At 70.8% G+C, this 14,186-nt stretch carries 13 protein-coding genes; 4 read left to right on the top strand and 9 right to left on the bottom strand.

All coding sequences use genetic code 11. The features are described 5' to 3' along the window. Positions 1–3 precede the first annotated feature (3 nt). From ACWGUG_RS00870 to ACWGUG_RS00885, 4 genes are read right to left on the bottom strand one after another with little or no spacing between them, the layout of a single operon-like run. Positions 4–1,194 (bottom strand): bifunctional 2-methylcitrate synthase/citrate synthase, encoded by a 1,191-nt coding sequence (locus ACWGUG_RS00870; RefSeq protein ID WP_378878560.1) that lies wholly within the window; start codon positions 1,192–1,194, stop codon positions 4–6. A gap of 14 nt (positions 1,195–1,208) precedes the next feature. Beyond that, entirely contained in the window at positions 1,209–2,108 is a 900-nt protein-coding gene (gene prpB / locus ACWGUG_RS00875) for a methylisocitrate lyase (protein WP_452323532.1), read from the bottom strand. Then, entirely contained in the window at positions 2,108–3,634 is a 1,527-nt protein-coding gene (locus ACWGUG_RS00880; RefSeq protein ID WP_452323533.1) for an MmgE/PrpD family protein, read from the bottom strand. Before ACWGUG_RS00880 ends, prpB begins: the two co-directional genes overlap by 1 nt. A gap of 16 nt (positions 3,635–3,650) precedes the next feature. Beyond that, positions 3,651–4,367, bottom strand: coding sequence for a GntR family transcriptional regulator (locus ACWGUG_RS00885; protein WP_452324179.1), 717 nt, complete (start codon positions 4,365–4,367; stop codon positions 3,651–3,653). Positions 4,368–4,577: 210 nt separating this feature from the next. Here ACWGUG_RS00885 and ACWGUG_RS00890 point away from each other — a divergent pair, with 210 nt between their 5' ends. Genes ACWGUG_RS00890 through ACWGUG_RS00905 form a run of 4 tightly spaced genes read left to right on the top strand, consistent with a single transcriptional unit; the run spans position 4,578 to position 8,200 of the window. Next, on the top strand, positions 4,578–5,519 hold the full coding sequence (locus ACWGUG_RS00890; RefSeq protein ID WP_336394413.1) for an ABC transporter ATP-binding protein: 942 nt from the start codon (positions 4,578–4,580) through the stop codon (positions 5,517–5,519). After that, the gene (locus tag ACWGUG_RS00895) at positions 5,516–7,135 is read left to right on the top strand and encodes an ABC transporter permease (RefSeq protein ID WP_452323534.1); all 1,620 of its coding nucleotides are present in this window, start codon (positions 5,516–5,518) and stop codon (positions 7,133–7,135) included. The genes ACWGUG_RS00890 and ACWGUG_RS00895 overlap by 4 nt, the downstream gene beginning before the upstream one ends. Before the next feature lie 5 nt (positions 7,136–7,140). Continuing rightward, the gene (locus ACWGUG_RS00900; protein WP_336394411.1) at positions 7,141–7,659 is read left to right on the top strand and encodes a GbsR/MarR family transcriptional regulator; all 519 of its coding nucleotides are present in this window, start codon (positions 7,141–7,143) and stop codon (positions 7,657–7,659) included. A 10-nt stretch (positions 7,660–7,669) separates the two neighbouring features. Then, positions 7,670–8,200: a ribonuclease H family protein gene (locus ACWGUG_RS00905; RefSeq protein WP_336394410.1), complete on the top strand. Its 531-nt coding sequence runs from the start codon at positions 7,670–7,672 to the stop codon at positions 8,198–8,200. A gap of 24 nt (positions 8,201–8,224) precedes the next feature. Here ACWGUG_RS00905 and ACWGUG_RS00910 read toward each other — a convergent pair whose 3' ends face one another. The 5 genes from ACWGUG_RS00910 to ACWGUG_RS00930 form a co-directional block, all read right to left on the bottom strand. Beyond that, complete coding sequence (locus tag ACWGUG_RS00910; RefSeq protein WP_336394409.1) at positions 8,225–8,587, bottom strand: VOC family protein; 363 nt, start codon at positions 8,585–8,587, stop codon at positions 8,225–8,227. A gap of 74 nt (positions 8,588–8,661) precedes the next feature. Beyond that, entirely contained in the window at positions 8,662–9,141 is a 480-nt protein-coding gene (locus tag ACWGUG_RS00915; RefSeq protein ID WP_452323535.1) for an NUDIX domain-containing protein, read from the bottom strand. 1 nt (position 9,142) lies between these two features. Then, the gene (locus ACWGUG_RS00920; protein WP_452323536.1) at positions 9,143–10,156 is read right to left on the bottom strand and encodes an aldo/keto reductase family protein; all 1,014 of its coding nucleotides are present in this window, start codon (positions 10,154–10,156) and stop codon (positions 9,143–9,145) included. 94 nt (positions 10,157–10,250) lie between these two features. Next, on the bottom strand, positions 10,251–12,365 hold the full coding sequence (locus ACWGUG_RS00925) for an ABC transporter ATP-binding protein (RefSeq protein WP_452323537.1): 2,115 nt from the start codon (positions 12,363–12,365) through the stop codon (positions 10,251–10,253). Then, positions 12,362–14,095, bottom strand: coding sequence for an ABC transporter ATP-binding protein (locus tag ACWGUG_RS00930; RefSeq protein ID WP_452323538.1), 1,734 nt, complete (start codon positions 14,093–14,095; stop codon positions 12,362–12,364). Before ACWGUG_RS00930 ends, ACWGUG_RS00925 begins: the two co-directional genes overlap by 4 nt. Positions 14,096–14,186 lie beyond the last annotated feature (91 nt).

Raw genomic sequence — 14,186 nt, forward strand, 5'->3', positions numbered from 1 at the left:
GGGTCATCCCGCCGGCTCCTCTGCGCGCTTCGCGGCCTCGAGGGTCGCGGCATCCGGAACGTACCCCTCGATGTGGCGCTCGTCGGGACCGTTGTACTCCGACAGCGGGCGGATGAGCGCGTTCGACGCCAGCTGCTCAGTGATGTGCGCGGTCCAGCCGGTGACGCGCGCGGCGACGAACAGCGGCGTGAAGGTGAGCGTGTCGAAGCCCATCAGGTTGTACGCCGGACCCGACGGGTAGTCGAGGTTGGGGTAGATGCCCTTGCGCTCGACGAACTGGGATTCGAGCGCGTCGTACAGGGCGGCCACGTCGGGCCGGTCGTAGTGCTCGACGAGCGTGTCGAGGGCGGCCTTCATCGTGGGCACGCGCGAGTCGCCGCGCTTGTACACGCGGTGGCCGAAGCCCATGATCTTGCGCTTCTCGGCGAGCGCCTGGTCGAGCCACGGCCCGACGTTCGAGGCGTCGCCGATCTCGTCGAAGATGTGGAGCACGGCCTCGTTGGCGCCGCCGTGCAGCGGCCCCTTGAGCGCCCCGATGGCGCCCACGACCGCGGAGTACAGGTCGCTGAGCGTCGAGGTGATGACGCGCGCCGTGAACGTCGAGGCGTTGAAGGAATGCTCGGCGTAGAGGATCATCGAGCGGTTGAACGCGTCGACGACGACCTCGTCGGCCTCCTCGCCGAAGGTCATCCAGAGGAAGTTCGCGGCGTAGTCCAGGTCGTCGCGCGGCGCGATCGGCTGCTGGCCCCGGCGGCGGCGCTGGCCATAGGCGACGATCGCGGGAAGCACGGCGAACAGGCGGATGCTTCGCGCCAGGTTCTCCTCGGCGCTGCCGCTCACCTCGAGCACCGAGCCGGTGCCGGCGAGGTCGCGCGCGCCGATGAGGCTGACCGCGGTGCGCACCTCGTCCATCGGGTGCGCGTCGATCGGCACGAGGTCGATCGCCGCGCGCACGTCGGCGGGCAGGTGCCGGTAGGCCCGTTCGGTCGCGCGCAGCTGCGCGAGCTGCACGTCGGTGGGCAGCTCACCGTGCCACAGCAGGTAGGCGACGGCTTCGAACGGCTGGGTGGCCGCCAGCTCCTGCACGGGGTACCCCCGGTACAGCAGCGAGTTCGTCTCGGGGTTCACCTTCGAGACCGCCGTGTAGTCCACGACGACGCCGGCGAGGCCCTTCTTGATGTCGGGTTCGGTCATGACTGGTGCTCTCCTCAGCGGGCGATCTGGAAGTTGAAGACGCTGGTGTCGAACTGGTTGTACTGCTCGTAGTCGATGAGGTCGTAGAGGTCGGCGCGGTGCTGCATCTCGTCGAGCCTGGACGTGAGGTGCCCTTCGTCTGAGAGCGTATCGAGGGCGCGGGACGCCGCGCCCATCGCGATCCGCAGCAGCGAGACGGGCCAGATCACGATGTTGACCCCGACGTCGCGGAGCTGATCCACCGAGAACAGCTCCGACTTCCCGAACTCGGTCATGTTCGCCAGGATCGGCACGTCCACCGCCGCGCGGATCGCGGCGAACTCGTCGAGGGTGCGCATGGCCTCGGGGAAGATCGCGTCCGCCCCGGCGTCGACGAGGGCCTTCGCACGCCGGGTCGCGGCATCCAGCCCCTCCACCGCACGGATGTCGGTGCGCGCCATGATGAGGAAGTCCGGATCGCGGCGCGCGTCGGCGGCGGCGCGGATGCGCTTGATCGCGGTGTCCTCGTCGACGACGGCCTTGCCGTCGAGGTGGCCGCAGCGCTTCGGGTTGATCTGGTCCTCGATGTGGGTGCCGGCCAGGCCCGCATCCTCGAGCGTCTGGATGGTGCGGGCGACGTTCATCGGCTCGCCGAACCCGGTGTCCGCGTCGATGATCGCGGGCAGGTCGGTCATGCGGGCGATCTGCTGCCCACGGCCGGCGACCTCCGTGAGCGTCGTCAGGCCGATGTCGGGCAGCCCGAGGTCGGCGCTGAGGACGGCACCCGAGATGTAGACGCCCTCGAAGCCCTTGCGCTCGATGAGCCGGGCGCTGAGCGGATTGAAGGCGCCGGGGAACCGCAGCAGCTCCCCGCTTGCCAGCCGCTCCCGGAGCCGCCGCCGCTTCTCGTGCGCCGGCACGGTGGAGTACAGCATCAGAACAGCCCCTTCGGCGCCGGGGCGGCGGCGAGCACCCCGAAGTCGGCGACGATCGTGAGCTGCTGCACCTCTTCGGGGGCGAGCTCGGGCAGGCGCTGCGCCAGGTCGAGGAAGCGCTCGATCTCATCCGCGGCGAGCACGCCCTCGGCGAGGGTGCGGAACTTGCGCACGTAGTCCTCGCGCGCGAACGGCCGCGCGCCGAGCGGGTGGGCGTCGGCCACGGCGATCTCGTCGACGACGGTCTCGCCGCTGGTGAGACGGATCTCGACGCGCCCGCCGAAGGCCTTCTCGTTCGGGTCGTCGGAGTGGTAGCGGCGGGTCCACTCGGGGTCCTCGGCGGTCGTGATCTTCTGCCACAGCTCGACGGTGTCGGCGCGGCCCGCGCGGCCGGGGGTGTACGAGTCGACGTGGTGCCAGCCGCCGTCCTGCAGTGCGACCGCGAAGATGTACGGGATCGAGTGGTCCAGCGTCTCGCGCGACGCGGTCGGGTCGTACTTCTGCGGGTCGTTCGCCCCGGAGCCGATGACGTAGTGGGTGTGGTGCGAGGTGTGCAGCACGATCGACTCGACGTTCGCCGGGTCGGCGAGGTCGGGACGCTCGCCGTGCAGCTTGCGCGCGAGATCGATCCAGGCCTGCGCCTGGTACTCGGCCGAGTGCTCCTTCGTGTACGAGTCGAGGATGCCGCGCTTGGGCTCGCCCGCGCCCGGCAGCGGCACCTCGTACGTGGCATCCGGCCCGTCCAGGAGCCACGCGATCACGCCGTCCTCGCCCTCGTAGATCGGGCTCGGAGAGGTCTCGCCCCGCATCGCCCGGTCGACGGCCTCGACCGCCATCTTGCCGGCGAAGGCCGGGGCGTGCGCCTTCCAGGTGGAGATCTCGCCCTTGCGCGACTGGCGCGTCGCGGTCGTGGTGTGCAGGGCCTGGCCGACGGCCTGGTAGATCGTCTCGACCGGGAGGCCGAGGAGCGTGCCGATGCCGGCAGCGGCCGACGGGCCGAGGTGGGCGACGTGATCGATCTTGTGCTTGTGGAGGCAGATCGCACGGACGAGGTCGATCTGGATCTCGTAGCCGGTCGCGAGCCCGCGCACCAGCGCGCGGCCGTCGGCGCCCACGTGCTGGGCGACGGCGACGATCGGCGGGATGTTGTCGCCGGGGTGCGAGTAGTCGGCCGCGAGGAACGTGTCGTGGTAGTCCAGCTCGCGCACCGCGACCCCGTTGGCCCACGCCGCCCACTCCGGGCTCGTCTTGCGGTCCAGGGCGCAGCCGAACACCGTCGCCCCCGAGCCGCCGACCGACACGGCGTGGTCGAGCGCCTGCTGGCGGGCAGCGCTCACCGGGGCGCGGGTGAGGGATGCCGCAGCCACCGCCGCGTTGTCGATCACGCGGTTGATGATCATGTCGACGACGTCGGCGTCGACCTCGACAGGGTCGGCCGCGACCTCGGCGATGTGCCAGGCCAGCTGCCCCTCCCGCACGAGGTGCTCGTCGCTGCGGTGGACGCGGAGGTGGTGGATCACGGTCATGGCCGGCCTTTCGGTGTCACTGCCCTTCGCCGGGCCCGGCGACCGAGGCGGTCGCGGGGACCGGTTCGGCCGCGGAGCCCGTCGAGGCGTCGAGGGAATCGAGGATGTTGGTGAGCGCGTTGTGCAGGTGCACGTGGGTGGCGTGCGCGGCGAGGTCGGCGTCGCGCGCCGCGATCGCCGAGGCGATGAGCCGGTGCTCCGAGACGGATGCCGCGAGCCGGCCGGGATTGTCGCGCGCCAGCCGCCGCACCCGCACCAGGTGGGTGCGCACGGTGCGCAGCGCCGCGGTGAGGTAGTCGTTGGCGACGGCGGTGTCCAGGGCGAGGTCGAAGCGCGCGATCAGCGCGTAGTAGGCGTCGCGCACGTCGGCGCCGCCGGACCGGCCGCCGTCGCCGGGAAGGTCGACGCGGGCGAAGTCGCGGGCGAGGTCGGCGAAGGCCGCGGCGTCGCCGCGCTCGGCGGCGAGGCGGGCCGCCGACTCCTCGAGGGCGCGGCGCACCTCGAAGATCTCGCGGATGTCTTCGGCGTCGATCGCGGTGACCACGGTGACCCGCGGAGACTGCTGGGCGACGAGGCCGTCCGCCGCGAGGCGGCCGAGCGCTTCGCGCAGCGGGGTGCGGCTCACGCCGAGCCGCGCGGCCTGCTCGACCTCACCGAGGACGGCGCCCGGACGCAGCATGCCCGACTGGATCTCGTCGAGGAGGGTCGCATAGGCGCGGTCGCTCGCGCGCATTCGCACCACCTCCTCGTCCTGCATCTCAGCCAGTGTATACATTCGGCGTCGTCAGTGCGAGTGGAGCGGGTCCCTGCGCGGCGTAGGTATACATTTTCCCGACGCTCGACGCTGCGGGGCCCATCGCCGCAGCCCCCGGGCTTCGCGCCGACCGTGAGGAAAGCGTGAGGAATCTTCAGGAATTTGTGAAATCGGCGTACCTTCAGCGCCATGACCACTGTCATCAACACGCGCGACCTCACCAAGCACTACGGCCGCGTCCACGCCCTCGACGGCTTGGACCTCACCGTCGACGAAGGTCAGGTCCACGGCTTCCTCGGCCCGAACGGTGCCGGCAAGTCGACCACGATCCGCGTGCTGCTCGGGCTCGCGCGCAAGACGTCGGGCGAGGCATCCGTCTTCGGCCAGGAGCCGTGGCGGGACGCCGTCGCGCTGCACCGCCGGATCGCGTACGTGCCCGGCGACGTGAGCGTGTGGCCCAATCTGTCCGGCGGCGAGGCGATCGACCTGATGTCGCGGCTGCGCGGCGCGTCACGAAGCGACGCCGCCTACCGCACCGAGAAGGAGCGCCTGATCGAGGCGTTCCAGTTCGATCCGCGCAAGAAGGGCCGGGCGTACTCCAAGGGCAACCGGCAGAAGGTGGCGCTCATCGCCGCCTTCGCGGTGCCCGCCGACCTCTACATCCTCGACGAGCCCACGAGCGGCCTCGACCCGCTGATGGACGTCATGTTCCGCCGGGAGATCGCCCGCGTGCGGGCCGGCGGCGCGACGGTGCTGCTGTCGAGCCACATCCTCTCGGAGGTCGAGCAGCTGTGCGACCGGGTCTCGATCATCCGCGCCGGCCGCGTCGTGGAGTCCGGCACGCTTGCAGACCTGCGGCACCTGACGCGCACCGAGATCTCGTTCGAGGGGACGGATGCCGCGAGCGCGGCCGGCATCGCCACCGCCCATGACGTCGTGGCCGACGACGGGCGGGTGCGCTTCACCGTCGACAGCGACTCCGTCGCGGGCACGCTGCCCGAGCTCGCCGCCCGCGGCGTCGCGGGCCTTCGCATCGCCCCGCCGTCGCTGGAGGAGCTGTTCCTGCGGCACTACGGCGACGACCTGGCGGCACTCACTCCCGAGCGCACCCGTGAACCGGAGCTGCGATGAACCGCCTGCTCGCGCTGCTCGGCCAGCGCGCGCGGCGCGACTGGCTGCAGGTGCTGCTGTGGGGCGTCGGCACGGCGCTCCTCGCCTACGCGTCGTTCATCGGGGTGAGAGACGCGTACGGCACCGCTCAGGACCGCACCTCCCTCCTGGCGGCGGCGCTGGCGAACCCCGTGATCCTGATGTTCCGCGGGCTGCCGTCGGGCGCCGACGAGGGCGCCTTCATGATCTTCCTCATCTTCCCGTGGCTGGCGATCCTCGCCGCATTCATGAGCACGTTCCTCGCCGTGCGGCACGCCCGCGGCGACGAGGAGACCGGGCGGGCCGAGCTCGTCGCCGCGACGCCGGCGGCACGGACGGTGCCGTTCGCGGCCACCGCCCTTCACGGTCTGCTCGCGAACGCGCTGCTGGCGGCGCTGGTGGCGAGTGCGTTCCTCGCGGTCGGGGCCGAGGCCGAAGGCGCGCTGCTGGCCGGGACCGCGACGGGCGCGGTCGGCGTGACATTCCTCGGCGTCGGGCTCCTCGCCGCCCAGCTCATGCGCACCTCCCGCGGAGCGAACTCGCTCGCGGTCTGGACGCTCATGGCGACCTTCGTGATCGCGGGCTTCGGCAACGCGATCGGCACGCCGAGCGACGACCTCACGCGCATGGAGAGCTCGTGGCTCACGTGGCTCTCCCCCTTCGGGTGGGGCGAGAACACGCGGGCGTTCGATGAGAACCTGTGGTGGCCGGCGCTGCTCTCCCTCGGCGTGGGTGCGGTGCTGGCCGCCGTGTCGGCCGTCCTCGTCGCGGCGCGCGACCTCGGCGGCAGCTTCATCGCCGAACGGCTGGGCCGTGCGGACGCCTCACCGGCCCTGTCGGGACCGATGGCACTGGTGTGGCGGCTCACCCGCGGCGCCGTGCTCGGCTGGGCCGTCGGAGGCTTCCTGATCGGCGTCCTGTCGACCTCGCTCGCCTCCCTGGTCGAGGAGATCGGCGCATCCAACCCCGCCGTCGAGCAGATCCTCCGCCAGATCTCCGGAGCGGGCAGCGTCCAGCAGGGCACCATCACGACGTTCTTCACCATGCTGGGGGTCCTCGCCGCCTGCTGCGCGGTGCAGGTCGTCTGCCGCGCACGGCAGGAGGAGGCGCACGGCACCGCCGAGCCGCTGCTGGCAGCACCCGTCGGACGCGTGCGGTGGCTCGCCGACTACCTCGTCGTCGCGCTCATCGGCGTGGTTCTGGTGATCGCCGCGGCGATCGCCGGGGCGGCGCTCGGCATCGCGGGGCAGGACGGCGACACGGACCTCATGCGCACGGTGCTGGTGACCGGCGCGGGGCAGGTGGCGGCGGCATCCGTCTTCCTCGTCGTGACGGCTCTCGCCTTCGTGCTGGTGCCGCGCGCGACGATCCCCCTCGGGTGGTCGCTGGTGCTCCTCGGCATGGCGCTGGGACTGTTCGGCCCGCTCTTCGGCTTCCCGGAGTGGCTCGTGCAGGCCTCGCCGATCGCGGTCACGCCCTTCGTCGACGGCGATGCGGTCGACCTGCGGGGGCTGTGGTGGCTGGTGCTCGCCACGGGCGCCGGGGCCGTGGCATCCCTGTCGCTGATGCGCCGTCGCGAGCTGGCGTCGGCAGGATAGGACCCATGCCGACAGATCACCCGGGAACCGAACCGGCCGAGCAGGCCGCGGCGATGCTGAACGCGGTGGGGATGCCGCGCATGCCCGCGCGGGTCATGATGGCGCTCGCCGGCTCGCCCGACGACGGCTACACCGCTGCGGAGCTCGCCGAGCGACTCGGCGTCTCGCCGGCCGCCGTGTCGGGGGCGGTGCGCTACCTGGTGTCGATGCGGCTCATCCACCGGCTGTCGCGACCGGGCGACCGCCGCGATCGCTATGACCTCGCGGACGACTCCTGGTCGGGCATGATCGCGGCGAACGCGCCGCTGTACGGCAGCCTCGCGGCCTACCTCGACCGCATCGCCGAGGACAACGCGGACGCACCCCTGTCCGCCGCCCGCGCGCACGAGATCGCCGACTTCCTGCGATACCTGTCGGAGCGGATGCCGCAGCTCGCGGCCGAGTGGCGGGCCGAGCGCGACGGCGGCGAAGGCGGCACCCGGGCCGGGCTCCGCGCGGACGGGGGCGGGTCCGGGGCCGGGTAGCCTTGCCCGAGTGACCGACGCGCCCCGCTACATCGTTGCCACCGACGGAGCCTGCAAGGGCAACCCCGGACCGACGGGGTGGGCGTGGGTCGGTGAGGACGGCCACTGGGCCGCCGGGTCGATCCCGGTCGGGACCAACAACGTCGGCGAGCTCACCGGACTGCTGAAGGCCATCGAGGACCACGCCGACGTTCCGAACCTCGTCGTGCAGGCCGACTCGAAGTACGCCATCGACACCTACACGAAGTGGATGGACGGCCACCGCCGCCGCGGCTGGAAGACCTCGACCGGCGCACCGACGAAGAACGTCGACATCCTCGAGCAGCTCATCGTCGCCCGCGATGCCCGGCGAGCCGCCGGGCTTCCCGACGTCGTGCTCGAGCACGTGCGCGGCCACTCCGGCCACGTGCTCAACGCGTGGGCCGACGAGCGGGCGGTGCGCGCGTCCGAGCACGCCGCGAAGGGCGTCGCGAGCGCGTGGTCGTCGCTCGGCGCCCAGGACCGGATCGACGTCTCGACGCGTCCGAAGAACGGCCGCTGAACCTCAGAGCTGCGCCCGGAGGGCTCAGGCGTCGGTCGTGCCCTCGTAGAGGCCGATCGCGTTCCCGTCGGGGTCGGCGATCACGGCCCACCAGCTCGTGGGAGAGATCTGGTCCTTCTCCATCAGCACCGTGGCGCCGGCATCCTTCGCCGCCGCGACCGTCTCGTCGATGGAATCGACCTCGACGTACGAGCGGGGCTGCGTGAAGCCCTCCCCGCGCGGGGCGAGGCCGCCCCCCGAGATCTTGTTCGGCGCCTGCCACATGGGGTAGCCCTCGAAGCCGGGCACTTCGGCGATCTGCCAGCCGAACAGGCCGGAGTAGAACTGGGCCGCCTTGCCGAGGTCGGTGACGGGAATGTCGATGTGCGTGATGTCGCCGTGGGCCATGGTGTTCCTCTCGTGCGGATCCGACCCGGACAGTCTCCGCCGCCCTCACGGCCCCCGCAAGGCCCCGGACGGGCTCAGCGACCGGAGGAGAAGGCCTCCGCGAGATGCTGCTCCAGCGCATCGATCGCCGGACGCTGACCCTTCACGAGGCGCTCGCGTGCGGCATCCGTCGCGGTCCATTCGACGCGGTCGACCTCGGGGAACGACGCCATCCGCCCCGAGCGCGGCGGCCATTCCAGCTCGAACTCGCCGAACACGAGGCCGTCCAGCGAGAATCCGCTGCCGTCGGCGACGAACACCGTGACGCGCTTGCCCGACGAGTAGGCGAACGTGCCCAGCTCGGCGTAGGGCGGCTCGGGCGGGTCGATGCCGAGCTCCTCGCGGAACTCGCGGCGCGCGGCATCCAGCGCGCCTTCGCCTTCGGTGAACTCCCCCTTGGGGATGGACCACGCGCCGGCATCCTTGCCCGCCCAGAACGGCCCGCCCATGTGCGCGATGAGCACCTGGGGCTCGGGCTGGATCCGGTACAGCAGGATGCCGGCGCTGGTGACCATGTCAGACCACGCGAGTCTTGGGCGAGACCGTGTAGGTGTCCTCCGGGTCGTCGTAGACCACGCCGGAGAGCGCGGCGTCGATCGCGGACATCGTGTCGGCGTCGAGCACGACGCCCGAGGCCTTGACGGTGTCGGCGAGCTGCTCGGGACGGGATGCCCCGACGAGGGCCGACGCGACGTTCTTGTTCTGCAGCACCCACGCGATCGCCAGCTGCGGCAGGCTCAGCCCCGCCTGCTCGGCGACGGGCTTCAGGCGCTGCACGGCCTCGAGCACCTCGTCGCGCATGAAGCGCTGGATGAACTGCGCGCCGCTCTTCTCGTCGGTCGCGCGCGACCCCTCGGGGAGCGGCTGGCCGGGAAGGTACTTGCCCGACAGGACGCCCTGCGCCATCGGCGACCACACGATCTGGGAGATGCCGAGCTCCTCGGACGCCGGAACGACCTTGCCCTCGATGACGCGCCACAGCGCCGAGTACTGCGGCTGGTTGGAGATGAGCTGGATGCCGTAGCTCTTGGCCAGGGCGTGGCCCTCGCGAAGCTGCTCCGCCGTCCACTCCGATACGCCGATGTAGAGCGCCTTGCCCTGGCGCACGATGTCGGCGAACGCCTGGAACGTCTCTTCGATCGGGGTCTCGTAGTCGTAGCGGTGCGCCTGGTAGAGGTCGACGTAGTCGGTGCCGAGGCGCTGGAGCGAACCGTTGATCGACTCGAGGATGTGCTTGCGGCTGAGCCCGGTGTCGTTCGGGCCCTTGGGACCCGTCGGCCAGTACACCTTCGTGAAGATCTCGAGGGACTCGCGCCGCTGGCCGGTCAGCGCCTTGCCGAGCACCTCCTCGGCGAGCGTGTTGGCGTACGTGTCCGCCGTGTCGAACGTCGAGATGCCGGCGTCGAGCGCCGCGTGGACGGTGTCGATGGCGGCGGAGTCGTCGACCTGCGAGCCGTGGGTGACCCAGTTGCCGTAGGTGATCTCGCTGACCTTGAGACCGCTGTTTCCGAGGTACCGGTAATTGACCATGAGAAAACGCTACCCGCCCGCGCCATGGGGTCGGCGCGCGCGCGTCCATTTGCGAACGGATGCCGAGGGCTCGACTGCTGTCGAGCCCTCGGTCTCAGCTCACCGAGGCCGTCTCCCCTTCGGTCGCGTCGTCCGGCACGACGCGCGCCGCATCGGGCTGCCCGGCGTCGGCGAGGGCGGGCGCCTCGTCGTCGACGTCGGTCGCGGCCTGCTGGAACTGCGAGTTGTACAGCCGGAAGTACGCGCCCTTGACGGCGATGAGCTCGTCGTGCGTGCCCTGCTCGACGATCCCGCCGTTCTCCATCACGAGGATGAGGTCGGCGTCGCGGATGGTCGACAGGCGGTGTGCGATCACGAACGACGTGCGGCCCTCTCGCAGCGCCGCCATCGCGTGCTGCAGCAGCAGCTCGGTGCGGGTGTCGACCGAGCTCGTCGCCTCGTCGAGGATCAGCACGGACGGCTGCGCCACGAACGCGCGCGCGATCGTGATCAGCTGCTTCTCGCCCGCCGAGATGTTGGACGCCTCCTCGTCGAGGAGCGTGTCGTAGCCGTCGGGCAGCGAGTGCACGAACCGCTCGACGTACGTCGCGCGGGCGGCGGCGAGGATCTCGTCGTCGGTGGCGTCGGCACGGCCATAGCGGATGTTCTCGCGGATCGTCCCGGCGAACAGCCACGGATCCTGGAGCACCATGCCCGTCTTCGCCCGCATGTCGCGCCGGGTGAGCAGCGAGATGTCCTGCCCGTTGAGCAGGATGCGCCCGCTGTCCAGCTCGTAGAACCGCATGAGCAGGTTGACCAGCGTCGTCTTGCCGGCACCCGTGGGGCCGACGATCGCCACCGTCTGCCCGGGCTCGACGCGGAACGACAGGTCGTGGATGAGCGGGTGGTCGGCCGAGTAGGAGAACGCCACGTCCTGGAACTCGATCGTCCCGTCGCCGTCGACCGGCGCCGGCGCGTCGGAGGAATCCGGCTCCTGCTCGGGCTCGTCGAGGATCTGGAAGACCCGCTCCGCGGACGCGGTGCCCGACTGCACGACGGCAGCCATGCCGCCGAGCTGCGACAGCGGCTGGGTGAACTGCTGCGAGTACTGGATGAACGCCTGCACGTCGCCCAGCCGGAGCTGGCCGCCGGCGACCATGAGTGCTCCGAAGACCGCGATGCCCACGTAGGTGAGGTTCCCGATGAACATCATGGCGGGCATCATCGTGTTCGAGAGGAACTGCGCCATGAACGACGCCTGGTACAGCTCTTCGTTCTCGGCCCGGAACGCCTCGCGCGAGCTCTGCTCGCGGCCGTACACCTTGACCAGTGCGTGCCCCGAGAACGACTCCTCCACGCGCGCGTTAAGGCGCCCGACCTTGCGCCACTGCGTGCCGAACGCCTTCTGCGAGCGCGGCCCGATGACGCCGAACAGCACGCCCATGAGCGGGAAGCTCACCAGCACCACGAGCGTCAGCTGCCACGAGATCGACAGCATCATGATGAGCACGCCGACGACCGTCAGCACCGCGGTGAGCGCCTGCGACAGCGACTGCTGCATCATCTGGGTGATGTTGTCGATGTCGTTGGTGACCCGGGAGATGAGCTCGCCGCGCTGCACCCGGTCGAAGTACCGCAGCGGAAGGCGGTTGACCTTCGCCTCGACGTCTTCGCGGAGGCGCCAGATGAGGCGCACCATGATGACGTTCATGACGTAGCCCTGCAGCCACATCAGCAGCGCCGACGCGAAGTAGAGTGCGAGCACGATCAGCAGCACGCGGCTCAGCGCCAGGAAGTCGACGCCGGCGCCCGGCACGAAGTGCTGCATCGCCTGGACGATGTTCGCGAGATCCTGCTGTCCCTGCGCCTCGAGGCCGGCGACCACCTGCTCCTTCGTGGTGCCCGCCGGTGCCATCGACGACACGACGCCCTCGAAGAGGATGTTCGTCGCCTCGCCGAGCACCTTCGGCGACAGCACGGCGAGCACGACGCCCGCCGCGCCGAGGACCGTCGCCAGCGTGAACGCGACCGCGTGCGGCTTGAGCAGCCCGAGCAGGCGACGGAACGACGGACCGAAGTGAGCGGCCTTGCCGGGGGCGACCGCGCCGCTCCAGTCGTCCGCGGCGATGCGCGCCTGCTCGCCGAGCTCGATCTCGGCCTTCTCCTCGGCGCTGAGCTCCGCGACGGCGTCCTGAACGCGGCGGCGGGACCTGGGCTGCTGCTCGCTCATCGGGCGACCTCCGCTCCGAGCTGGGATTCGACGATCTCGCGGTACGTCTGGCTGCTCTCGAGCAGCTCCTCGTGCGTGCCGAGCCCGACCACGCCGCCGTCGTCGAGCACGACGATGCGGTCGGCGTCGATGATCGTCGAGACGCGCTGCGCGACGACGATCTTCGTGACGTGCGGCAGCTCCCGCCACAGTGCCTGCCTCAGCCTCGCGTCCGTCGTGAGGTCGAGCGCCGAGAACGAGTCGTCGAACACGAGCACGCGCGGGTCGTGGACGATCGCCCGCGCGATCGCGAGACGCTGGCGCTGGCCGCCCGACACGTTCGTGCCGCCCTGCGCGATGCGCGCGTCGAGCCCGCCGTCCATCTGGCTGACGAAGTCGCTGGCCTGGGCAATCTCGAGCGCCCGCCAGAGCTCGGCGTCGGTGGCATCCTCCCGCCCGAACCGCAGGTTGGAGCCGACGGTGCCGGTGAACAGGAACGGGCGCTGCGGCACGAGGCCGATCGTCCGCCACAGGGCGTCGAGGTCTGCCCGCCGGACGTCGACGCCGCCCACGAGCACCGCGCCGTCGGTGACGTCGAACAGCCGCGGGATGAGCGAGACCAGGGTCGTCTTGCCCGCACCCGTCGAGCCGACGACGGCGACCGTCTCACCCGGATCCGCTCGGAACGTGACGTCCGCGAGGATGGGGTGCTCGGCGCCGGGATAGGTGAAGGTGACGCCGCGGAACTCGACCGCCCCCGGCTCGGGGAACGCGGCGACGGCGTCCGCCGGGCGCGCCAGCGTGGAGCGCGTGTCGAGGACTTCGCCGATGCGCTCGGCCGAGACGGCCGCGCGCGGGATCATCAGCGTCATGAAGCTCGCCATGAGGACGCCCGAGAGGATGATCATGGCGTACTGCATGAAGGCGAAGAGCGTGCCGATCTGGATCTCGCCGCTGTCGACCTGCATGCCGCCGAACCAGATCACGCCGATGACCGTGACGTTGAGGATGAGCATCACGGCCGGGAACAGCAGCACGAACAGCGAGCCCACCTTGCGGCCGACCACCATGATGTCGGTGTTCGCGACGCGGAAGCGCTCCTCTTCGATGGGCTCTCGCACGAACGCCCGGATGACGCGGATGCCGGTCAGCTGCTCGCGCATGATGCGGTTGACGCCGTCGAGCTTGCCCTGGAAGCTGCGGAACAGCGGCACCATGCGGGCGATCACGACGCCGGCGACCAGCAGCAGCACGGGGACCGCGATGGCGAGGATCCAGGCGAGGCTCGCCGCCTGGTCGATCGCCAGGATGATCCCGCCGACGGCGAGGAGCGGCGCGGAGACGAGGAAGGTCGCGCCCATCATCGTGAGCATCTGCACCTGCTGCACGTCGTTGGTGTTGCGGGTGATGAGGGAGCCCGCGCCAAAGCCGGTGACCTCGCGCTCGGAGAAGGCCGACACGCGCTCGAAGATGTCGTCGCGCATGTCGCGGCCGAGCTTCATCGCCGCCCGGGCCGCGAAGTACGTCGCGATGATGGCGGCGACGATCTGGCCGAGCGAGATCGTCAGCATGACCACGCCGGTGCGCCAGATGTAGTCGGTGTCGCCCTGGGAGACGCCGTTGTCGATGATGTCGGCGTTGAGGCTCGGCAGGTAGAGCGATGCCAGAGCGGAGGCGAACTGGAACACCAGCACGCCCAGCAGCAGCCACCCGGATGACTTCAGGTAGCGGACGAGGAGCTTGGCCAGCACGGAGGTCTCCCGGATGCGGCGGCACGGCAGGGCATGGCGAAGCCCGGCTCATGCGATGGATGGATGCGGCTCCCACCCTGGCACGGGCCGC

It is taken from the genome of Microbacterium sp. NPDC055455 (assembly GCF_053619935.1).